This is a genomic window from Acetobacter sp. DsW_059, from assembly GCF_002153695.1.
Taxonomy (GTDB): Bacteria; Pseudomonadota; Alphaproteobacteria; order Acetobacterales; family Acetobacteraceae; genus Acetobacter; species Acetobacter thailandicus.
The window spans coordinates 1-23,056 of the sequence record NZ_JOPI01000167.1 but is presented as its reverse complement, the minus strand read 5'-3'; the positions used below and the strand labels follow the sequence as shown (position 1 = coordinate 23,056).

The window sequence follows — 23,056 nt, the reverse complement described above, 5'->3', positions numbered from 1 at the left end:
TCGAACCCCCGGCCATCTCGGTGTAAACGAGACGCTCTACCGCTGAGCTAATCGCCCGCCGCTCGTATCTCACAAACAAAAACGGGTGGCAACCCCTTTTTTAGGAATTACCACCCGTTAAAAGCTATTTTTTAAAAAATTAGCTTACGGCGTCTTTAAGTGCTTTGCCCGGTTTGAAACGGACAGAAGTAGAAGCCGGAATGTCAATTTCCTCACCTGTGCGAGGATTACGCCCTTTAGCAGCTTTACGGTTTGCTGTTACAAACGTACCGAAGCCAACCAGACGCACTTCCTGTTTGCGAGAAAGAGCTTTCTCGATAGCACCGAACACGGCGTCAACCACTTCTCCAGCTTTAGCCTTTGGCAGAGCGACTTCGTCAGCTACTGCTGCAACGAGTTCTTGCTTATTGAGCGGCTTATCCATTTTACGCCTTTCTCCAAAAAATTAAGTTGCCGACGTGATACTTAATACCCGTTACCACGTCGTCTCCCGGTCGCACTATGCCGCTGTTTTTCTTTACGTCAACTCACCAAATAAAAACTTTTGGATTTATCTGGCATTTTCCTCTCAATGCGGCAAAGTAACCGCAGCCGCATTTTGTTTTGACTCCAGAACAGACTCTGCAACATCTTCCCATTCAATCGGCTTAAGCTTATGTGTCAATGCCAGAGCCAGAACTTCATCAACATGTGCGACAGGAACAATCTTTAGCGCATCCTTGATAGAAGATGGTATTTCCACGAGATCTTTTTCATTGTCTTTAGGAATAAAGACAAGTCTGATCCCGGATCTGACCGCGGCGAGAAGCTTCTCTTTAAGCCCGCCAATAGCAAGAACACGACCACGCAGGGTAATTTCGCCCGTCATAGCCACATCACGACGCACAGGAATACCTGTCATGACACTGACAAAGGATGTCACCATCGCAATACCGGCAGATGGCCCATCTTTTGGCGTTGCGCCTTCAGGCACATGGACGTGGAAATTACGCTTTTCAAAGAGTGTTGGCAGAATACCATAGGCCGGAGCACGGCTTTTGACGAAAGAAAATGCCGCAGATACACTCTCCTTCATAACATCACCGAGTTTACCCGTTTCAACAACACCGCCCTTACCTGGGGTCATAACACTTTCAATAGTAAGTATCTCACCACCGACTTCAGTCCATGCCAGCCCGGTTACCATACCGACCATATCTTCGTCTTCGGTCTCGCCGTAGCGGAAGCGTTTAACACCTGCGAGTTTTTCCAGATTCTCTTCGGTGATGTCCATCTTCGTAACTTTACCAGTCACGATTTCCTTGACGACTTTACGCGCAAGATTCGCAATCTCACGCTCAAGATTTCTGACACCTGCCTCACGCGTATAATAACGAATCAGGTCACGCAAAGCCCCGTCGGTAACTGACCACTCTTCAGTTTTAAGGTTATGAGCCTCAGCCTGCTTTGCCAGAAGATGACGGCGGCATATTTCAAGCTTTTCATCCTCAGTGTAACCTGACAGACGAATGATCTCCATACGGTCCAGCAACGGCTGCGGCATGTTAAGGCTGTTCGCTGTCGTCACAAACATTACGTCAGACAGGTCATACTCAACTTCAAGGTAATGATCGGCAAATGAGCTATTCTGTTCAGGATCAAGCACCTCAAGCAAAGCAGAGGCCGGGTCACCACGCCAGTCAGCGCCAAGCTTGTCAATTTCATCCAGCAGAAAGAGCGGATTAGAGACTTTAGCTTTCTTCATACCCTGGATAATTTTACCCGGCATTGAGCCTATATAGGTACGACGATGACCGCGTATCTCTGCTTCATCCCTCACCCCGCCAAGAGACATCCGGACGTACTGACGGCCTGTGGCTTTCGCAATCGACCGGGCAAGAGTTGTTTTACCAACACCCGGGGGGCCAACAAGACAAAGAATCGGACCCTTTAATTTCTGAGAGCGACTCTGCACTGCCAGATACTCAAGAATACGCTCTTTCACTTTATCGAGGGCATAATGACCATCGCTAAGGACTTTTTCCGCTTCACCCAGGTCATGACGTATTTTACTACGTTTTTTCCAGGGGATACCTAAAAGCCAGTCAAGATAATTTCTGACAACAGTCGACTCTGCTGACATGGCACTCATGCCACGGAATTTTTTAAGCTCAGCAATAGCTTTATCACGGGCCTCTTTCGAAAGCCGGGTTTTTGCTATGCGTTCTTCAATCTCAGTCAGCTCGTCTTTGCCGTCCTCGCCTTCACCGAGCTCCTTCTGAATGGCTTTAAGCTGCTCATTCAGATAATACTCGCGCTGTGTTTTCTCCATCTGGCGTTTAACACGGTTGCGAATTTTCTTCTCAACCTGGAGAACACCAATTTCAGCTTCAATATGAGCAAGTACTTTTTCCATCTGCTCAACAACAGACGGCGTCTCAAGAATTTCCTGCTTTTCAAAAATCTTAAGGTTAAGGTGGCTGGCAACTGTATCAACAAGACGAGATAAATCTGTAATCTGCCCCAGGGAAACCAGAACCTCAGAGGCAACTTTCTTGTTCAGTTTAATATATTCTTCAAACTGAGAAACAATTGTACGTCCCAGCGCCTCAGCTTCTGAACTCACATCCTGACTGCCGGCAACATCCTGAATATCTGCTTCAAAATGGCCTTCAACTTCGTGCAGATGTTCTATTCTGGCACGGCGTACACCCTCTACCAGGACTTTAACTGTGCCGTCAGGCAGCTTGAGAAGCTGCAGAATAGTGGAAACCGTACCAAAGCGATAAATATCATCAGCGCCCGGATCATCAAGTGCTGCATCCTTTTGTGCCACAAGAAGGATCTGACGATCTTCACGTGTAACAGACTCAAGCGCTTTAACCGATTTTTCCCGCCCTACAAATAAAGGCACTATCATATGAGGGAAAACGACAATGTCACGTAAAGGCAGAACAGCGATACGATTCGCACCCTGAGCTTCAGAAACAGAACCCACTTCAACAGCAACCGTTGTAAGTTCTTTATTTTCAGCCGGCGCTTTTTTCTTGCGTTTTACAGTCGTTTTTTTTTCTTCTGCCATAACCATGACCTCCTTCAAGGACGATCCAGACCTGGCACCCGCCTGGCGGCATACCCCTGTGGTCTGCGAGGGCCATAAAGCCCCCTTCTTGTGTTTGCTACATATTGTAGCAAACACCGCACTTAACAATGGATTTAAAGGTCAGACCGGGATTTTTTTTCTAAAAATATCGCTTCAGGCTGACTGTTCTGCAGAAACGTCGTCTTTTTTACCATAAACATAAACCGGTGGGGTCTTCTCATCAGCAACATCATGGTTCACAACAACTTCCTGAATATCTGACATCCCAGGAAGATCAAACATCGTCGACATCAGAATGCTCTCCATAATAGAGCGCAGCCCTCTGGCGCCTGTCTGACGTTTAATGGCCCGGTCTGCAATGACTTTCAGAGCATCATCCGTGAAAACCAGATCAACATTTTCCATCTGGAACAGACGCTGATACTGCTTCACAAGCGCGTTTTTAGGCGCAGTCAGGATACTGATAAGAGCTGCCTCATCGAGATCACCAAGCGTTGCCAGCACAGGCAAACGACCAATAAATTCAGGAATAAGACCAAACTTCATCAGATCTTCAGGCTCTACATCCTGCAAAATTTCGCCGGTTTTACGCTCGTCAACAGAGGTAACATCTGCTCCGAAACCCATACCAACACCCTTACCTCGTGCTGAGATAATTTTATCCAGTCCGGCGAACGCACCGCCACAGATAAAGAGCATGTTGGTCGTATCAACCTGAAGGAATTCCTGCTGCGGATGCTTACGCCCACCCTGAGGGGGAACAGAAGCAACTGTGCCTTCCATCAGCTTCAGCAGAGCCTGCTGAACACCCTCACCACTCACATCGCGTGTGATAGACGGGTTATCTGATTTCCGGGAAATTTTATCAATTTCGTCAATATAGACGATACCGCGCTGAGCACGCTCAACATTATAATCGGCTGCCTGAAGAAGTTTGAGAATAATGTTCTCAACATCTTCACCAACATATCCGGCCTCGGTCAGAGTCGTCGCATCTGCCATTGTGAAGGGCACATCAAGAATGCGGGCAAGTGTCTGAGCAAGAAGCGTCTTACCTGAACCTGTCGGGCCGATCAGCAGAATGTTAGATTTTGCAATCTCAACTTCGCCGCTTTTAGCAACCTGGGTCAGACGTTTGTAATGATTATGTACCGCTACTGAGAGAACTTTTTTTGCCTGGAACTGACCAATGACATAATCGTCCAGAATTTTACAGATCTCTTTGGGGGTAGGAACACCCTCACGTGAGCTGACCTGAGATGTCTTATGCTCTTCACGGATAATATCCATGCAAAGCTCGACACATTCATCACAGATAAAAACGGTTGGACCTGCAATTAATTTTCTGACCTCATGCTGCGACTTGCCGCAGAATGAGCAGTACAATGTATTCTTGGAATCGCCTGTTTTCGCGTTCATGAGTGCACTCCCTCGATCATCCAGGACCCCAGAAAACCGCAGGTCGCCTTGTTCATCTTATCAGCACCGCGCGAAGCAGAGACTGCCCCTGCAGTGCTGAAAATAACTTTATAAACCAGGTTAAGGATGATTTTTATCCTTCCCCGCTGTCTGTTCCGTTGCTTTATGATGGCTGATAACTTTATCAACTATACCAAAGCTACGCGCTTCCTCTGCAGACATATAGCTGTCACGCTCAAGTTTATTCTCAATATCCTCGAGAGACTGCCCGGTATGCTCGCGATAAATTTCGTTCAGACGCTGACGAATAATCAGAATCTCTTTTGCCTGAATTTCAATATCACTGGCCTGCCCCTGCGCACCACCTGATGGCTGGTGCACCATGACGCGTGCATTAGGCAGAATAAAGCGACGACCTTTCTCGCCACCAGCCAGGAGCAGAGACCCCATAGAGGCTGCCTGACCAATACACACTGTGCTGACAGGGCTGCGGATATATTGCATCGTGTCATAAATCGCAAGACCAGCCGACACAACGCCACCCGGACTGTTGATGTAAAAAGAAATCTCTTTTGTCGGGTTTACACTCTCAAGATAGAGAAGCTGAGCAGAAATAACAGACGCAACCTGATCGTAAACAGGGCCTGTCAGAAAGATAATCCGCTCCTGAAGCAGACGGGAATAAATATCGAAAGCCCGTTCACCCCGAGATGTCTGCTCAACCACCATGGGTACTAGAGCATTACTAAAAATCTCAACGGGATTAGTATCCCTCATATCAATCATTCCCGTAAAAAACCTGCTCAAGCCTTATCCCTCACACATAGTGCAGGAAGGAGCAGCTCAGGCACTCCAGACTAAAGATAGAGAAAATGCAGCAATATGCTACCCCGGAACGGAAAAAGAGGCACAAAAAAATGTCCCGTCAGAATTTTCTGACGGGACTGGAAGGCATTAAATGCTGGCTTCCGGGTTTTCCGCCAGCTCTTCAGGAGAGACTTCTTTGTCTTCCACCTTAGCCAGCTCCAGCAGATAATCGATAACTTTATTTTCGAAAATCGGCCCACGGATCGTTTCAATCGCCTGTGGGTTACTCTGGAAGAACTGCAGAACCTGCTGTTCCTGACCGGGGTAGCGGGCCATTTCTGCCTGCAGCGCACGGTTCATTTCTTCCTGAGTGATGCTGATCGTGTTTCTGCGACCAATTTCAGCCAGCCACAGACCCAGCTTCACACGACGCTCTGCGATCTTACGGTAATCAGCACGCAGGGTGTCTTCGTCTTTTTCTTTGTCTTCGTCATCAAGCTGACCAGCTTTTTTATCAGCTTCAACGCGCTGCCAGATCTGCTCAAATTCTGCATCAATCATGCTTTCCGGCGCTGAGAAGTCAGCTTTTTCGGCCAGAACATCAAGCAGATCACGTTTAATGCGCAGACGTGACACGCGGTCATATTCGCCTTCAAGCTGCTGACGCACCATGCTGCGCAGCTCTTCAAGGCTACCAAGGCCAACTTTCTTTGCCAGCTCATCGTCAAGAGCTGCAGCAACAGGTTTTTTCAGAGCTTTAGCTTTGATGTCGAACGTGACTTCTTTGCCAGCCAGCTCAGCTGCACCGTAATCAGCCGGGAAAGTAACCGTGATCACTTTCTCTTCACCAGCTTTTATACCGGCAATCTGCTCAGCAAAACCAGGGATAAAGCCCTGGCCACCAATTTCAACATTAACATCCTGAGCTGTACCACCTTCGAAAGGAACACCATTGTCCTTACCTTCGAAGTCAACAGTCACGACATCACCGGTTTCAGCCGGACGATCTTCTTCAATCACCTCGAAGCTGCGCTGATTTTTAGCAATATCATTCAGAACATCGTCAACAGCTTTATCGCTGACAGCTGCTTTAAGGCGGGTAAGCTCAACACCTGACAGGTCAGGATCTGCTATTTCCGGCAGAATTTCAGCTTCAACAGTGAATGATACGTCCTGCCCTGCTTCCTGGCCTGAAACCAGATCAACTTTAGGCTGACCGCTCGGGCGCAGACCACGCTCTTCAAAAACTGTTTTCAGCGTATCTGAAACAACCTGCTCCAGAACTTCGCTGCGAACAGCTTCGCCATAGCGCTGCTTTGCAAGAGTGAGAGGCACTTTCCCTGGACGGAAACCGGGAAGCTTCAGATTTCCTGCTACTTCTTTAAGGCGCGCATCCTGTTTTGCTGCGATATCTGCTGCAGGGATCGTAACGGTGAAACCACGTTTCAACCCTTCGGAAAGAGTCTCAGTAACCTGCATTGGCCAGGCCTTCCTTTCGGTACAAATAAAAAATCCCGCATCGTGCCGAAAGGCTGCTGCGGATCAGACGGAGCTACCAACAATAATGTTGGTACGGGCGGAGGGACTTGAACCCCCACGACTTGCGTCACCAGAACCTAAATCTGGCGTGTCTGCCAATTCCACCACGCCCGCACAGCTTTAAACTGCTCCGTCATAAGTTGCGTGGACTTAGCGCAGAGCGAAGCACTCTGCAAGAGAGTGATTGCAATTAATCGAAAGAACTGAGCATCTGCAGCCGCGTTGCTTTTTCACGCGCACTCCCCAGAAAACGATCCAGATCCTCCGCAAGCGGCCATGATCCAGCCTCCAGGCCTGCCTCACCATGCAGCCAGACACCTGCACAGGCGGCCTCCCAGGCTGACATCCCCGCTGCCAGCAAAGCAGCAATAACCCCGGAAAGAGTATCCCCTGAGCCCGCCGTTGCCAGCGCAGGACTCGCGTGGTTATTAATCGCAAGACGCCCGTCAGGCGCAGCTATCAGCGTTGACGCGCCTTTAAGCACCACAACCGCGCATGTCAGACGTGCGGCCCGGCGTACCTGTTCTGGCAGGTCCGCCTCCGGCGCTCCAAATAATCTGGTAAACTCTCCGCTATGTGGCGTCATAACAGCAACACCACGTAATTTTTCCGGATTACCGGCACAGGCTGACAGAAGCCCGGCATCAGCCAGTATGGTTTTCTTTGCGCGCAATAAAACTGGCAAAGCCTGCAAGGCCTCAGCCTCAGTCAGTCCCGGCCCGCACACCCACACCCTGCGTCGCGAATCAGCCATCAGGTCACCAAGCGGCTCTTCATCTACCACAAGCCCAGGCATCCCCATGCGATAAGCCGAAGCATCACTCCCTGCGGCCACCCGCACAAGCCCTGCCCCGACGGCTCTCGCACCACCGGCACACAGGCGCGCGGCCCCGGGCATGACATGCCCGGCACAGATACTGACAACGCCCCGGCTGTATTTGTGATCCTCAGGGGACGGTAACGGCAACTGCCATAAGCCTGGCTCATTACACCAGGTACGTGGCACCACCTGCTCGTGCACAACATCAGGCATTCCAATATCTGCCAGCACCAGTTTACCCATAAGGCTACGAGCCGGATAAAGCAGATGCCCCGGCTTAAAACGCACGAAAGTGACAGTCATTTCTGCGGGCGATACAACTCCACACAATGCACCGGTCGCACCATCAACCCCCGAAGGCACATCAATCGCAACAATGCGACGCGCTGCCTGTAAAAGGTCTGATACATCGTTCGCCAGATCACGCTTCAGACCTGCACCAAAAACTGCATCGATCACCAGATCGGCCCGCTCAGCTTCAGCTGGCGTAAATGGCACCCGGGCCCCTTTAAAAAGCCTGGCAGACTCCAATGCCTCTGCCCTGCCCCCGCCATCCGGGCAGGAGGCCACAGCAACAGGCCAGCCTGCATTGAAGAGATATCGCGCTGCAGCATAGCCATCAGCACCGTTATTGCCCGGCCCACACACAACCAGCACACGGCACGGCCTGAAATGCCGCCGCACTGCTCTGGCAACCGCACGCCCGGCGGCATCAATCAGGGCAGAAACCGGTTTCAGATCCTGGGCCAGGCGATCAGCCTGTGCCATTTCAGCCGGTGTAAAAAGAGCGAGAGCCGAACGTCGTGATATGGGCAACACTGCCTCCTCTATCCCGCCAGACTACAGAATACTCACTTGCACCTGAGCGCCTGGCTTGGCAATCAGTATCATAATTATAGGTCTGTACGGGCTGCCTGTCAGCTTAATGACGTGGCCTTACTGGTTAAAACGACGAAACCCTCAGCGGTTTCCTGCATCTGCGGAGTCTCTATGTCTTACCCTGTTTTGTGGAGCCTCATCCTCGCTCTGCACATTATCAGTATCTGCGTGTGGATCGGAGGAGGCTTTTATGCCGTAGTTGTTCTGCGCCCCAGCCTGAGCCTGCTCGACAACACACAACGCAGCTCTGTGCATCTTCAGACACTTCAGCGTTTCTTTAAAATGCTGAAACATATTGTGCCGACTGTGCTCATTACCGGCTGGCTCATGATTATTCACGAAGGAGGTTTTGCACACGCCCCCTGGACAACTAACGTCATGCAGGCAATCGGCCTGATCATGGCGATTCTTTTCATCAGAATACTCAGCGGCCCTTACCAGAAATTACGCCGCGCCATTCGCCCGCAACCAGCCACATTTGATGCTGTACGCAAGCAAATCATGCTCATTGTGGCACTCGGCCTGCTGACTGTTGTCGTGGCATCAATGGGACACCCTTTCCTTTAATCGAATCGTAACGCACAGGAAAACTTGATTCTCAGTGCAAATCGCTTTATCGGAACACCGTGCGACCGGCTTTAAACTCTTCACTCTTGCCCTGGTCTTAAATAGTGCAAACAGTAAAGTTTTGAGCCGGTTAGTGTGCGATTAATCACGACTGACTTAAACCCGAGAGCATATTGACAGCCCAAAAACCCGCCCGGACCCGCAAGACTGTAACCCGTACCCGCAAAAAAGCGGATACAGACGCCCCTGTGACTCTGGCTGAGACCGGAACAGAGACGCCTGAGGTTACTCCCACTGATGACAGCGCAGTCACCACCGAGCCGGCCAGCAAGCCTGCACGCAAGCGTCGTGTCACAAAGCCAAAAGCTGCGGCACCTGCGGCTGAAGCTGTTGTGGAATCTGCGGCGGAAGAAACGGCGGAAGAAAAAAAGCCAGCACGTAAAAAAGCACCTGCAAAACCACGCAAAACACCAGTTCGCAAAAAAACGGCTAAAGCTGAAAAAGCTGAGCAGTCTGCTATTGAGCAGTCTGCACCGGTCGTCATCGCAGAAGAGGTCGTTGCAGAAGAAACTGTGCCTGAGCCCGCTCCTGCCCCTGAACTTCCTGCCGCCGTAGCTGAGACGGCTGTTCCTGAAGCTGAAGCTGCAACGGCACCGGAAGAAAAGAAAACTCTTTTCAGAGATCTTGGTCTGTCTGAGCCTATTTTAAAAGCCATTGCGGAGATGGGTTATACTCATCCAACCCAGATTCAGGAGCAGGCTATTCCTGCTGTACTGATGGCGAAGGATGTTCTTGGCGTAGCCCAGACGGGCACAGGCAAAACAGCCTCCTTCACTTTGCCTATGCTTGAAATCCTCTCTGATTCGCGTGCCCGTGCCCGCATGCCACGCTCGCTCATTCTTGAGCCAACGCGTGAACTGGCACTGCAGGTCGCAGAAAATTTTGTAAATTACGGCAAGCACCTCAAACTGACACATGCACTCCTCATCGGCGGTGAGAGCATGGCTGACCAGAAAGAGGTCCTTAACCGCGGTGTTGACGTTCTGATCGCAACCCCTGGCCGTCTGCTCGACCTCTTCGACAGAGGCGGGCTGCTCATGAATCAGACACGCATTCTGGTGATTGATGAAGCCGACAGAATGCTCGATATGGGCTTTATTCCCGATATTGAGAAAATTGTCGCTCTGCTCCCTCCTAACAGACAGACTCTCTTCTTCTCTGCGACAATGGCTCCCGCCATTCGCAAGCTGGCTGATGCTTTCCTGCATTCACCCAAAGAGATTACTGTTGCCCGCCCTTCTTCCGTCGCTACGACGATCGAAACAGGCCTGGTAATTGTTGATGAGTTCAGCAAACGCGAAACGCTGCGCCAGATGCTCAGGGACCCTGAGCTGCAAAATGCGATTGTATTCTGCAATCGTAAGCGCGATGTTGATATTCTGATGCGCTCGCTCTCCAAGCATGGTTTTTCAGTTGGATGCCTGCATGGTGATATGCACCAGAGTGCCAGATTTACCACTCTTGAAAAATTCAAGAATAACGAGCTGAAAATTCTCGTCTGCTCTGATGTCGCTGCACGAGGCATTGATATTGGCGGTTTATCGCACGTCTTTAACTTCGACCTTCCATTCCAGGCCGAAGATTATGTGCACCGAATCGGACGTACCGGCCGTGCCGGACGTACAGGTCATGCCTACAGCATAGCCTCGCCTTATGACAAAGCTCTGGTTGATGCGATTGAAAAGCTGACTGAAAAGCCCATTCCACTCCTGAAACCGGAGGGAATTGAGACGCTCGAATGGTCGGAAGAAAAACGTCCCCCTCGTGGGAACCGGCAGGATCAGTCACGCCGCAATTCTCAGGGCAATAAAGACCGGCAGAATAAAGAGGCAGCGCCCCGCAATGCCCCTGCACAGCCAGCTGAGCAGGACAACGCAGGCAGGAACGCAACGAAATACAACCCGAAAAAATCTTATCGGGAACGCGACCGCCAGCGCGAGGAGATTCAATCCTCCACACAGGGCAATGATGTCCCGGGCTTTGGTCAGAATGTGCCAGCCTTTATGATGCTGCCTCGTCGCACGACTATTCTCTCTGAGCTTGCCACAACCGCTGAACCGGGATTTTCTGAAGACAATACCGCGTCAGAGACACTCTGACTGTGACTTCAGAACATACGCCCTCACCCGGCGGTAAAAGCGTAGAAGTCATGATCCACTCCCTGGGAGCCCAGGGAGATGGGATTGCGGCCCTGCCTGATGGACAACCTCTTTACGTTACTGGCGCTCTGCCCGGCGAAAAAGTTGAAGCTCAGCCCATATCGGGGCAGAAATACCAGCTTGCTTCTGTCATCACCCCTGCGTCAGACCGAGTTGAGCCACCCTGCCCTCTGTTTCAGTCCTGTGGTGGCTGCACCCTTCAGCATATGAGCCTGCCTGCCATTCTTGAATGGAAAACACAGCGCGTTGTTTATGCACTAAAAAAAGCAGGGTTTTCTGATACTCCTGTACCAGCACAGCGCCAGGTGCCGGCCCATTCACGGCGCCGGGCAGACCTGGCAATACGCCGCAATGGCAAAAATGTTCTCGTTGGCCTTCATGCGCGCAATAGCGATCAGGTTATTGACCTGACAAGCTGCACTATTATGCACCCGACCCTGATGGCTGCGCTGCCTTCTGTTCGTCAGACGCTGCAAAGCCTGGAAGGACTGCGCCAGGCTGGTGAAATACAGCTTAACCTGCTCGAATCCGGTCTGGATATTCTGCTGACAACGGATGGTCCACTCAGCAGTGGTGACAGGACACGCCTTGCCAGTCTCTCGGCCACTATTTCCGCTCCACGTATCAGCTGGTATCAGCGCGGCACAGAAGCCTATGAGACCGTTGCACAATCTGGTCCGGTATACCATACGATGGCCGGTGTAACGGTTGCTCTGCCCCCAGGAGCATTTTTACAGGCCACTGCCCCCAGTGAAACCTGGATTCAGGATGCTGTACTTAGTGCCCTGCCCAAAAAAATCGGCAAACGGGATAAAATTATCGAACTCTATGCCGGCTGCGGCACGCTAAGCCTGCCACTGGCAGCGCATCATCAGGTCTTTGCTTATGAAGGATATGCACCAGCGGCAGCCTGCCTGAAGGCTGTCTCAGGTGGCACACGGCTTAACGTTGAATGTCGCGACCTCAACCGGCAGCCTGTTATGGGCACTGTACTGAAAGCCGCTAATGTTGTTGTGCTTGACCCGCCACACAGCGGAGCAGGCCTGCAAATGCGGCAACTGACAACCGGCAAACCGCAACACATTATTTATGTCAGCTGCAACCCGGCTGCCCTGGCGAAAGACGCAAAAGCCCTGCATGATGCTGGCTATCGCCTGAACAGCCTTGAAGTTATTGACCAGTTTTTGTGGTCAGCTGAAACAGAGGTGGTTTGCAGCTTTACACATGGAAGCTCTCGCCGCAGCCGCAGCGGCCTTTCTCGTTAGGGTTGTTAAACACAAACCCCTCCTCCAGGTCTGACTGACGAAAGTCCATTTCTGTTCCGATCAGGAACAGAACGGCTTTCCGGTCAACCAGCAGAGTCAAACCTTTATCTTTAACAACTTCATCGCCTTCGGTCGGCCCCTCGACAAACTGCATGTCGTAAGCCTGTCCTGAGCAACCACGTGTGGTAACTGAAATACGTAAAACCTGCCCGCTATGCGCTGTATTATACAAATGTTCCAGCTGACGGGCTGCGCTCTCGCTCAGTCGCATAAGAGGTGGCAATTCTCTTTTAGGTGATGAGCCAGCTGCCGATAGTGATGCAGACATTATCATCCTCTCTGTCAAAACATATTCAAAGCAAGGCGGGCTTCATCGCTCATACGCGACATATCCCAGGGTGGATCCCACACAATATCAACAGTTGCAGCACCGACACCCGGCACTTTTTCAACTGCTTCTTTGACCTGCAGCGGCAGCTCCTGCGCGCTGGGGCAGTTAGGTGCCGTCAGGGTCATTTCAATTTTCACCTTACCATCATCATAAAGATCAATGGCATAGATAAGACCCAGCTCATAAATATTAACCGGAATTTCCGGGTCATGAACCGTTGCGATCGCACTGATAACCGCATCTTCATCAACCTGTGCGGCAGAGGCAGAGGCATGAGATGCCTCATCATCTCCTTCAGGAGACCAGCTCTCTACTTTCGCACGCTCTTCACTGTCAGGCGTATGCTGCACTGCCTGGCCAGTCACAGCCTCATCGGCAGCCTCAGGCACTGACTCCTGCACTTTTTCAGATATCGACATGAGAAAGCGCCTCCTTTAAAGCAACCCATGGTAACTCAGCACACCGGATACGCGCCCGATGTGACTGCAAAGGGGAAAAAATAGTTAAAATACCAAGTTCCGTTTCTTCCGTACCAGATGAAGAGTGAGACTCGTCCCCAACCAGCATGGCAGAAAATTTTTGAGCAACAGTCAGCGCCTCGGCTTTTTTTAAACCTGTGACACGCTCGGCCATCAGATCAGCCGCAGCCAGACAAATTGCACATCCTCTGGTCACATGCCTTACAGCACTGATATGGTACTCTTCAACACCAATTTCCACCCGTGTCTTATCACCACAGAGAGGATTACGCCCTTCACCTGTAGCCTGCGGGTTTTCCAGGTGACCATTAAACTGTGGCTGGCGTGATCGCCCGACTATCAGCTCATCATAAAGGGCCGCGACATCTCCGGTGTGTGTCACACGAAGAAATCCCGTATTTTAATGAGAGTATCTGCCAGTGCATCTATGTCTTCTTCGGTGGTATAAACACCAAAGCTGGCACGTGCCGTAGCTGTAAGCCCCAGACGCCTGATCAGCGGTTCTGCACAATGATGCCCGGCCCTGATCGCGATACCGTTACGGTCAAGCAGGGTCGCCATATCATGAGGATGAACATCATCCATCACAAAAGAAATAACCCCGCCACGATCTTTGGGCTTCCCGATCACGCGCAGGCCTGGCACATCAGCAAGACGCTTCAGAGCATAGCCTGTCAGCTGTGCTTCATGGGCAGTAATTGCCTCCATACCGATAGCTTCAACCCACGAGATAGCGGCACCAAGCCCGACAATTTCAACAATAGCAGGTGTACCGGCTTCAAACTTATAAGGCAGAGAAGCCCACTCTGAACGTTCGAACGAAACGGTTGAAATCATATCGCCACCACCCATAAAAGGCGGCATAGCATTCAGCAGCTCTGAGCGTCCCCACAGCACACCAATACCGGTGGGGCCATAAAGTTTATGGCCGGTAAAGACATAAAAATCAGCCCCGATATCCTGCACATCTGTTTTGCGGTGCACCGCAAACTGACTGCCGTCAAACAGCACCTGTGCACCGGCAGCATGTGCAATGTCTGCAATCTGCTTTGCAGGTGTCACAGTGCCCAGCACATTCGACATATGCGTTATGGCAACAAGAGCAACTTTTCCATCTGCCAGCAAAGCCTGCAGAGCAGTCAGATTAAGGTCTCCATCATCTGTAATCGGAGCAACCCGCAGCTCAATACCGGCTCTGTCACGTAACAGCTGCCAGGGCACCAGGTTTGCATGATGCTCCATTTCAGAGATCACAACAGCCTGACCCGGTTTAAGCAAAGCACCAAAGGAATATGCTACGAGGTTAATAGCTTCGGTGCTGTTCTTAGTAAAAATAATCTCATCACGTGATGGCGCATTGAGAAAAGCAGCCACCTGGTCTCTGACCGCTTCACAGGCTTCTGTTGCCCGCTCGCTCATCCAGTGCAGACCACGATGCACGTTAGCATATTGCGTACGCATGGTGTGCACCATGCTGTCAATCACACTGGCTGGCTTCTGCGCTGAGGCACCACTGTCAAGAAAGACCAGCGGGCGCCCGTGAACAGTCTCCTTCAGGATCGGAAACTGCTCGCGAATATGCTGACTATTGAACGCAGCGTGCGTTTTTATAACCTGATCAGCTGACATTTACGCCCCCTCTTCACTGACGGGAAAACGGCGCGCTATAACGGTTTTGCAAACCTCACGTGCTGTTTCATCCCCGATCAGTTCAAGAACCTCTTCAAGAAAAGCATCAATCAGAATCTGACGCGCCTCACCCTCAGGCACCCCACGACTGCGCATGTAAAACAGCTGGTCATCATCAAGCGCACCTACGGTCGCACCGTGGCTACATTTGACGTCATCAGCATAAATTTCGAGCTGTGGTTTAGCATCAATCTCTGCCTGCCCGGAAAGGAGCAGCGCCTGATTCATCTGATAACCATCTGTTTTCTGAGCAATCTGTTCAACCAGAACCTTACCCTGAAAAACACCACGTGCACGGTCATCAAGCACATTACGAACTGTCTGCCGCGAGATACAGTCAGGTGCAGCATGGGTAATAACACTCGTAATGTCGCCATGCTGTGTCTGAGCCAGTCTCTGCACGCCATTGATATGGACCTGGGCAAAAGATTCAGCGAGACACGCATGCACTTCATGACGGGACAGAGCCGCACCAATCCCTACGACAAAGCTGTCATAATTACCGCGCTCTTCAATCTGGGCATAAAGCGTTGATAAATTAGCCGCAGCATCGCTTTCAGCCTGAAGCGTGACGTGATGCAGCTCAGCCTCAGCGGCGACAAACACCTCTGTTACCGGGTTATGCAGATAATGCCCCTCACCCGCCTGCACTGACAGCAAAGATAATTTTCCGCCCTTTGCAACATGTACACTGTGACGAGGGTGATATGACACCGCATCAGAATCTGCCTGCCCCAGAGAAACCAGCAGAACCTGACCGGCATCAATGCCTTCGGGCACAGAAATCACAACACCGTTCTCAGCCAGAACTGTATTCAGAGCCGCCAGTGGCTCACGGTCAGAGCGAACAAGAGAACCGGGTTCAGCTTTATCTGCCGTGTAGAAGGAGCATGCAAAAAGCCCTTTAGTCACGGACAGATCAGCCACAAAATGACCATTGACAAAAACCAGGCGAGGCAGCTCAGCTACGGCACCCTCTGCCAGCCCAAGAGCGGCAAGTGCTGCACGGGCCTTTGCACTGTCGTAATTTTTACCCGGCTTATGAAACACGGTGCCGGCAAGAAAACGCAGGCTTGTGTATTTCCAGTCTTCTACTCTGCGGTCAGGCAGACCCGTGTGATGCAAAGCCTCAAGCGCGGTTTTCTGCTGCTGACCGGAAACACCCTCGAGCTGTTTGCGAAACGGCTCAAGCGTTACCGCTAATGGTGCAGACATATCACTCACGCTGCCTCCGCCAGAAATTTGGTATAACCTTCACGGTCAATCTGCTGTGCCAGCTCAGGACCACCGGAATGGATGATGCGCCCTTTTGCCATAACGTGAATACGATCAGGCACAATATATTCAAGCAGGCGCTGATGATGGGTAATAACCAGTGCTGAGAACTGAGGAGAGCGCAGGCGCTTCACACCCTCAGCCACAATACGCAGTGCATCAACATCAAGACCACTGTCTGTCTCATCAAGAATAGCGAATGACGGCTGCAAAAGGGTCATTTGCAACACTTCATTACGTTTTTTCTCACCACCAGAGAAGCCAACATTGACATTACGCTTAAGCATATCCGGAGACATACCCAGCTCTTTAGCTGCGGCACGGACGGTTTTGAGAAAATTAACCGCATCAAGCTCTTCCTGCCCACGCGCACGGCGCACGGCATTTACTGCTGTACGCAGAAAGTTTGCATTATTCACCCCTGGCAACTCAACAGGAGACTGGAATGCCAGAAACAGCCCGGCAGCAGCGCGCTCTTCGGGCTCCATTTCAAGAAGATCTTTTCCCTGGAAGCTGACACTCCCTGAGGTTACTTCATAATCTTCACGCCCGGCGAGCACATAGGACAGGGTTGATTTGCCGGAACCATTTGGCCCCATAATGGCATGAACTTCACCCGGGGGGATAACAAGGTCCACACCACGCAGAATTTCTTTTTCCTGACCGTCTGCATCAATCCGGGCATTCAGGCCGGAAATATCCAAAAACTGGCTCATATCGTGCCCCTCTTACCCTACGCTGCCTTCAAGACTGATCTGTAATAATTTCTGTGCTTCAACTGCAAATTCCATAGGCAGCTCTTTCAGCACATCGCGACAAAACCCGTTAACGATAAGCCCGACAGAATCTTCTTCTGAAAGCCCGCGCTGACGGCAGTAAAACAGCTGATCCTCAGAAATTTTAGAGGTTGTTGCTTCATGCTCAATACGCGCCTGTGCATTGCGGCATTCAATATAAGGCACAGTATGTGCACCACACTGGTCACCGATAAGAAGGCTGTCACACTGTGTAAAGTTGCGCGCGCCCGATGCTTTTGGCTGCACCCTGACAAGACCGCGATAGGTACTGTCTGAGTTACCTGCGCTGATAGTTTTCGCAATAATTGTCGAACGGGTATTCTTACCAATATGGATCATCTTCGTGCCGGTATCAGCCTGCTGATGATTATTGGTAACCGCGACTGAGTAGAACTCGCCGACAGAGCCTTCGCCCTGGAGAATACAGGAAGGATATTTCCAGGTAATTGCTGAGCCTGTTTCTACCTGCGTCCACGAAATTTTAGACCGTGCTCCGCGGCAGGCACCACGCTTGGTCACAAAATTATAAATACCACCACGTCCGTTCTCATCACCCGGATACCAGTTCTGCACCGTTGAATATTTAATCGAGGCATCTTCCATCGCGACCAGTTCAACAACAGCGGCGTGAAGCTGGTTCTCATCACGCATCGGGGCTGTGCACCCTTCAAGATACGAAACGGAAGCTCTGTCTTCAACAATGATCAGCGTGCGTTCAAACTGCCCGGTATTACGACTGTTAATACGGAAGTAGGTTGAAAGCTCCATCGGGCACCGCACCCCTTCGGGCACATACACGAAAGAACCATCTGTAAACACAGCAGAATTCAGCGCTGAAAAGAAATTATCACCAACCGGCACCACGGTACCAAGATATTTTTTAACCAGCTCTGGATGTTCTTTAATCGCTTCAGAAATAGGGCAGAAAATAACTCCTGCCTCCTCAAGCGTTTTACGAAACGTCGTAACAACCGAGACACTGTCAAACACGGCATCGACGGCAACCGGCATGCGGGCCTGTTCACCCTCAGGCACTTCAACGCCTGCCAGCATAGCCTGCTCATGCAGAGGGATACCCAGCTTCTCATATGTTCTGAGCAGCTCCGGATCGACCTCCTCAAGAGATTTCGGGCCTGGCTTCTTTTTTGGCGCAGCGTAGTAATGCGCATCCTGATAGTCAATCGGAGGATGTGAGACCTTAGCCCACTCAGGCTCTTTCATCTGTAACCATGAACGAAAAGCAGCCAGACGCCACTCAAGCATCCATTCCGGCTCTTCTTTTCGCGCTGAAATCAGGCGAACAATATCCTCGTTCAGACCTTTTGGCGCGACATCCATATCAATGTCGGTTTCGAAACCCCATTTGTAGGACGAAAGGCCAAGCTTTTCTACTGCCTCGCGAGTCTCTGTCACTGCCGGCATTGTTCAGATCCCCCACATTGCCTCATCGTTTTTGTCGGCATCTCATTGCCTGAAAATGCAGATATAACGAATTCTTTCGATCGACTGTTTTGCATCACATCCAGAGAAATCTTCTCCAGAGCGTCACGTATCGCACTGTTCATTGCATCCCAGCTTCCACACATCCGACAGGAGACCCCGGCATCACACTCTCCTCCGTCGACACATGCTGTTAGCGCTATAGGTCCATCAACTGTCATAATAACGCTGGCTACCGAAATTTCAGACAATGGACGAGAGAGACGATACCCTCCTCTGGCCCCTCGCTGAGAAGTAACCAACCCGCCTGAAGCCAGCATTTTAAGCACCTTGGCCACTGTCGGCTCCGGAACACCGGTCTGTGTTGCAAGAAAAGGCGAAGTCACTACACCCTCCTGCCCCCCGAGAGTAACGAGGATCACAACAGCGTAGTCAGCCAGACGGGATATTTTTAGCATTATATTCTGCCACCTGATAAAAGACCTTTTGAGTCCTGTTTCAAACACATGACGTCAGACACCAGAAAGGTCAACCCAAAAGCACATTGTTTTTAACCTGAAAGACACACTTTTTACTGAGCATTCAGGCCAAACAATAATCTAAGAACAATAAAAAGAAGCGCACCCGCACCAAAACCGACGAGCGTGCCATTAAACCTGATAAACTGGAGGTCTTTACCGACACGCAGCTCAAGCTTTTCAGCGACCTGCACGCCATCCCAGCCGGCAACGACCTGAGCAATAAACTCTTCAATCTGCTCTCTGACAGACGGCAGCGCTCTGATCAGAACAGCATGAAGTTTATCAACAATTTCCTGCCGCAAGGCCTGATCATCTTTCAGCTGCCCGGCAAAGCGCCCCAGCGCATCCTGCAACATTGACGCTATACGCCCGTCGGGGTTTTCTGCGTCGGCTTCTGCCATACGACGAAACCGCCCCCAGATATCCGACCACCAGACGACAACACTCTCATGCGACAAAATACCCGTGATCGCACGTGACATTTCCTGACTTCTTTCAGGATCATGCTCAATCCGGTCAATCTGCGCACGGGCCCATGATGTAAATCCTTCTCGCAGGCCTGAATTCTGAGGGTCAACGCGATCAAGCTCCTTACTGACCGCGAACAAAACTTTGGTTGCTATAGAACCACCAATAGCCCAGCCCAGGAAGCGCCCGCCCTGCTCACGCACACGATCCTCAATCATTGTACGCAACGCACTCTCACGCGCCTGCAACCCCTCTTTGACCTGCTCCAGCAAATATGAAAGCACTTCCTGATGGCGGTCATTATCAACCATTGACCTGAGCGCTCTGGCCACGACCGGCGTCAGATTACTGCTACCCACCAGACTTGGTAAAATACGGCTTATAGCCTCTGAAGCACGGCCATCTTCAAGGCGGTCAAATGTCTGACGCACAGATGAAGAAAAAATACGTACCGCCATTTTCCGGGTTGCCGGATCATCAAGCGTTCCTGAAAGGATTGAGGGAATATCCAGCCGGTCAAAAACCCGCTTAACCTCCTCTTCCGTCAAAACCTGACGAGAAACGAAACGCCCCAGAGCACGACCCAGACGCTCTTTTTGCGCAGGAATGATCGCCGTATGCGGTACAGGCACCCCCAGCGGATGACGAAACAATGCAACAACAGCAAACCAGTCTGCCAGCCCGCCGACAACACCAGCCCGCGCACCAGAGCGCAGAACCTCCAGCCAGAAGGCCTCCTTAACCCAGCCTGCGGCCGGTGCCGCATACCCTGCCACAGTTAAAAGCACCATAAAGACAAGCAGAGCTGTCGCCGTCCACTGGTAGCGCCTGAGCGTTCTGCGCGCTTCTAAATCTGCTTCAGTATCAGGATAAGACGTCATAATTTTACCGACAGCACCCTCAGACAAACCGCCCAGGAGTACAACACATGCCAGAGAGAGAGAACGCTACCAGGGCTCGTAGCATGCTCATGTATATCTCACAGCACCAGGGAGACAAACCAGCAGGAGCATAAATGCAGCCATCGCTGATATCACCTCGCAAAATATGCCTCAGCCAGTATAGCAAGCACAACGATATTCTCTGAAACCGCAGAATCAGCGAGGTAAAAGCATTTCCTTAACCCATCTATCAGAGATATTTTATATAGTTCATTAAAATTTTGACACTTTCTTCACTTAAAAACCATAAAAAATTATCTGGAAAGAAGGTGTTTATACCCTGTCATTCCTTGGTTTCTTATAATAACGCCTTGCAAATCCAGGCTTTTACCCTGTTACGAGAGCATGTTAAGAACTGTCATGACCACAAAAATATCTGCTTCTCATTTTTTAAAAAAACACCCGATTATATCAGCCTTCGGCGGTTTTTTTGTTTTGTTTTGTATACTTATTCTGTTCTGGTCGTGGGACTGGTTCATCCCCCTGATCAATACGCGCCTTACGGCGCTGCTGCACCGCAAAACAACAATTGAACACCTGCATATTTCCCCTGGGTTTGTAACAACCGTACGCGTTGAGGGTTTAAAAATCACACAGCCCGCGACTTTCAGTGGCGAAAAACGTCCCTTTGCGACTGCACAGGAGATCACGGTTTCATTCAGTGTCATCGATTTTATCAAAGACAGAAAAATTCATCTGCCAGCCGTTATGCTCAACGGTGCCGATGCCGATCTGATTGCTCTCAAAAATGATTTAAATAATTTTACATTCACTGAAGATGGAAAACCTGCTCAGCAAAAAAGCTCAGGCTCATTCACTCTTCCTCAGATCGACAAACTCTCAGTTACTGCAACACGCCTGCATGTCGTCTACGCCCCCCTTCAGGCTGATATCACAGCGACAATTCAGGCTGATCCGACCACTCAGAACAGCAGAGGTATTCTGCATATCAATGCCAGTGGCCGCTATGCGAAACAGCCTGTCACAGCAACCTTTACGGGCGGAGCGCTACTCTCTGTCATGAGTAAAAATAACCCGTATCCTGTCGATCTGAAAATACAGAACGGTGAAACAACAGCCTCTCTGGCCGGGCAGATTGACCAGCCCATGACTTTCTCCGGCGCGCAGCTTAAACTCCATTTTGCCGGGCCGGATATGGCCTTGCTTTACCCCCTTACCGGCGTGCCCATTCCACACACTCCGGCTTACGCCATCACTGGCAACCTTGATTATAACCGCGACAAAATTGTTTTCAAAAACTTCTCAGGGCAACTTGGAACCAGTGATATCGGCGGCACAATTCAGCTCAACCCACATACAAAACCAGTATTTGTTGAGGCTGAACTTTTTTCAAAACAGGTCAACCTGAGTGACCTCGGAGGTTTTATCGGCGCCTCTCCCGACAAAACCGCTCAACAGAAAAAAAGCGACACCAGAAGCGATGCTATTTTACCTGTAACACCTATCAATATTCCTAAGCTCAATGCTGTTAATGCACATCTGACGTATCACGGCACACATATTGAGAACAAAAACCTTCCGCTCGATAATATTGATGTCGATTTTTCTGTCACAAACGGAGCTATTACACTCAAAAAGCTAAATTTTGGTGTAGGAAGCGGCACCATAGCCAGCACAGCGAGCCTGAAACCCGCAGGAAAACTCTTTGACACGAGTGCCCGCGTTGATTTTTCACGCATTGACCTGGGTCATATTATGCAGGCCACGGTGAAGTCAAAAGCAAAAGGAATTATCGGTGGGCACATGACACTCACCGCAAGAGGGAACTCTGTTGCCAGCCTGATGGCCGCAGGTAATGGAGGATTGACACTCATTCTCGATCAGGGCGGCAATATTACCGCTTTTTTACCAAATCTGCTCGGCCTGCAGCTTGCCAACGCTGTCATGACAGCTATCGGCATCCCCTCGCATACTGAAATACACTGCTTCATAACGGATATGCCTCTTAAAAATGGTATCGCTTCAACAAAGGCTTTACTGCTTGAAACAGGTGAGGCCCGCACCACGGGCACAGGTACGATAGATTTTCGTAATAATACACTCAACTATTACCTGACGACACGCTCACGTGGCTTCACAATCGCCTCCCTCCCCGGAGCTTTTCATATTTATGGCCCGATAAAAGACCCCACCATTTTACCTGGTGCAGAAATTATTGGGCGTGCAGCCATCGCCGCCGGCCTGGGTGTCGTGTTCCCGCCTCTGGCACTTCTTCCGACAATCCAGCTCGGTGTCGGCAATAAATCCCTCTGCGCCACAGCGGTAAAGGAAGTCAACGCAGCACCAAGCTCTGGCATTACCACCGGAAATCTATCTCGTTCCACCAGCACTCTGAATAAAAATGGCATTACAAACCACCAGCCTGCCCGACGCAGACCACCGGCAAAGTCGAACACTATGACACCAGCAGAAGTACGGGCAGCATGGCGTATAAAAC

Annotated in this window: 19 protein-coding genes and 1 tRNA gene; 4 read left to right on the top strand and 16 right to left on the bottom strand. The window is 50.7% G+C overall.

Annotated elements, in window-relative coordinates; translation table 11 throughout:
- Positions 1–139 precede the first annotated feature (139 nt).
- The 7 genes from HK25_RS12550 to HK25_RS12520 all read right to left on the bottom strand — a co-directional run bounded on the left by HK25_RS12550 (position 140) and on the right by HK25_RS12520 (position 8,435).
- Complete coding sequence (locus HK25_RS12550; RefSeq protein WP_086555002.1) at positions 140–424, bottom strand: HU family DNA-binding protein; 285 nt, start codon at positions 422–424, stop codon at positions 140–142.
- Between the two features lie 144 nt (positions 425–568).
- Positions 569–3,061, bottom strand: a complete 2,493-nt coding sequence (gene lon, locus HK25_RS12545) for an endopeptidase La (protein WP_086555053.1) — start codon at positions 3,059–3,061, stop codon at positions 569–571.
- Between the two features lie 174 nt (positions 3,062–3,235).
- Entirely contained in the window at positions 3,236–4,501 is a 1,266-nt protein-coding gene (gene clpX, locus HK25_RS12540; protein ID WP_086555001.1) for an ATP-dependent Clp protease ATP-binding subunit ClpX, read from the bottom strand.
- A 120-nt stretch (positions 4,502–4,621) separates the two neighbouring features.
- Positions 4,622–5,287, bottom strand: a complete 666-nt coding sequence (locus tag HK25_RS12535; RefSeq protein WP_173559301.1) for an ATP-dependent Clp protease proteolytic subunit — start codon at positions 5,285–5,287, stop codon at positions 4,622–4,624.
- A gap of 168 nt (positions 5,288–5,455) precedes the next feature.
- A complete protein-coding gene (tig, locus tag HK25_RS12530; protein WP_086636410.1) occupies positions 5,456–6,787 on the bottom strand; it encodes a trigger factor in 1,332 nt (443 codons plus the stop codon).
- 89 nt (positions 6,788–6,876) lie between these two features.
- Positions 6,877–6,961, bottom strand: a tRNA-Leu gene (locus tag HK25_RS12525).
- Positions 6,962–7,037: 76 nt separating this feature from the next.
- Positions 7,038–8,435: an NAD(P)H-hydrate dehydratase gene (locus tag HK25_RS12520; RefSeq protein ID WP_086636414.1), complete on the bottom strand. Its 1,398-nt coding sequence runs from the start codon at positions 8,433–8,435 to the stop codon at positions 7,038–7,040.
- Positions 8,436–8,657: 222 nt separating this feature from the next.
- Between HK25_RS12520 and HK25_RS12515 the strand changes: the two genes are divergently transcribed.
- The 3 genes from HK25_RS12515 (at position 8,658) to rlmD (ending at position 12,597) form a co-directional block, all read left to right on the top strand.
- On the top strand, positions 8,658–9,113 hold the full coding sequence (locus HK25_RS12515; protein WP_086555050.1) for a hypothetical protein: 456 nt from the start codon (positions 8,658–8,660) through the stop codon (positions 9,111–9,113).
- 518 nt (positions 9,114–9,631) lie between these two features.
- Positions 9,632–11,272: a DEAD/DEAH box helicase gene (locus tag HK25_RS12510; RefSeq protein ID WP_369824751.1), complete on the top strand. Its 1,641-nt coding sequence runs from the start codon at positions 9,632–9,634 to the stop codon at positions 11,270–11,272.
- Between the two features lie 2 nt (positions 11,273–11,274).
- Entirely contained in the window at positions 11,275–12,597 is a 1,323-nt protein-coding gene (gene rlmD / locus HK25_RS12505; RefSeq protein WP_369824750.1) for a 23S rRNA (uracil(1939)-C(5))-methyltransferase RlmD, read from the top strand.
- On the opposite strand, the gene HK25_RS12500 is transcribed toward rlmD, so the two are convergent.
- The 9 genes from HK25_RS12500 to HK25_RS12460 all read right to left on the bottom strand — a co-directional run bounded on the left by HK25_RS12500 (position 12,551) and on the right by HK25_RS12460 (position 20,538).
- A complete protein-coding gene (locus HK25_RS12500) occupies positions 12,551–12,925 on the bottom strand; it encodes an iron-sulfur cluster assembly accessory protein (protein ID WP_086554998.1) in 375 nt (124 codons plus the stop codon). The two genes, rlmD and HK25_RS12500, sit on opposite strands and share 47 nt — an antisense overlap.
- 14 nt (positions 12,926–12,939) lie before the next feature.
- Positions 12,940–13,407 carry an SUF system Fe-S cluster assembly protein gene (locus HK25_RS12495; RefSeq protein ID WP_086554997.1) on the bottom strand — a complete coding sequence of 156 codons (468 nt, stop codon included), beginning with the start codon at positions 13,405–13,407 and terminating at the stop codon, positions 12,940–12,942.
- Positions 13,394–13,849 carry a Fe-S cluster assembly sulfur transfer protein SufU gene (gene sufU / locus HK25_RS12490; RefSeq protein ID WP_086554996.1) on the bottom strand — a complete coding sequence of 152 codons (456 nt, stop codon included), beginning with the start codon at positions 13,847–13,849 and terminating at the stop codon, positions 13,394–13,396. Before sufU ends, HK25_RS12495 begins: the two co-directional genes overlap by 14 nt.
- Positions 13,846–15,096: an aminotransferase class V-fold PLP-dependent enzyme gene (locus tag HK25_RS12485; RefSeq protein WP_086636408.1), complete on the bottom strand. Its 1,251-nt coding sequence runs from the start codon at positions 15,094–15,096 to the stop codon at positions 13,846–13,848. The genes sufU and HK25_RS12485 overlap by 4 nt, the downstream gene beginning before the upstream one ends.
- Positions 15,097–16,371, bottom strand: a complete 1,275-nt coding sequence (gene sufD, locus HK25_RS12480) for a Fe-S cluster assembly protein SufD (RefSeq protein ID WP_086636412.1) — start codon at positions 16,369–16,371, stop codon at positions 15,097–15,099.
- A gap of 5 nt (positions 16,372–16,376) precedes the next feature.
- Positions 16,377–17,147: a Fe-S cluster assembly ATPase SufC gene (gene sufC, locus HK25_RS12475; protein WP_086554994.1), complete on the bottom strand. Its 771-nt coding sequence runs from the start codon at positions 17,145–17,147 to the stop codon at positions 16,377–16,379.
- 12 nt (positions 17,148–17,159) lie between these two features.
- Positions 17,160–18,650, bottom strand: a complete 1,491-nt coding sequence (gene sufB / locus HK25_RS12470; RefSeq protein WP_086554993.1) for a Fe-S cluster assembly protein SufB — start codon at positions 18,648–18,650, stop codon at positions 17,160–17,162.
- Positions 18,638–19,126 (bottom strand): SUF system Fe-S cluster assembly regulator, encoded by a 489-nt coding sequence (locus HK25_RS12465; protein WP_086554992.1) that lies wholly within the window; start codon positions 19,124–19,126, stop codon positions 18,638–18,640. The genes sufB and HK25_RS12465 overlap by 13 nt, the downstream gene beginning before the upstream one ends.
- 113 nt (positions 19,127–19,239) lie before the next feature.
- Positions 19,240–20,538 (bottom strand): DUF445 domain-containing protein, encoded by a 1,299-nt coding sequence (locus HK25_RS12460; protein WP_086636411.1) that lies wholly within the window; start codon positions 20,536–20,538, stop codon positions 19,240–19,242.
- A gap of 420 nt (positions 20,539–20,958) precedes the next feature.
- On the opposite strand from HK25_RS12460, the gene HK25_RS12455 reads away from it, so the two are divergent.
- Positions 20,959–23,056 (top strand): AsmA family protein (locus HK25_RS12455; RefSeq protein WP_143296027.1); only part of this gene is annotated, 2,098 nt, incomplete at its 3' end.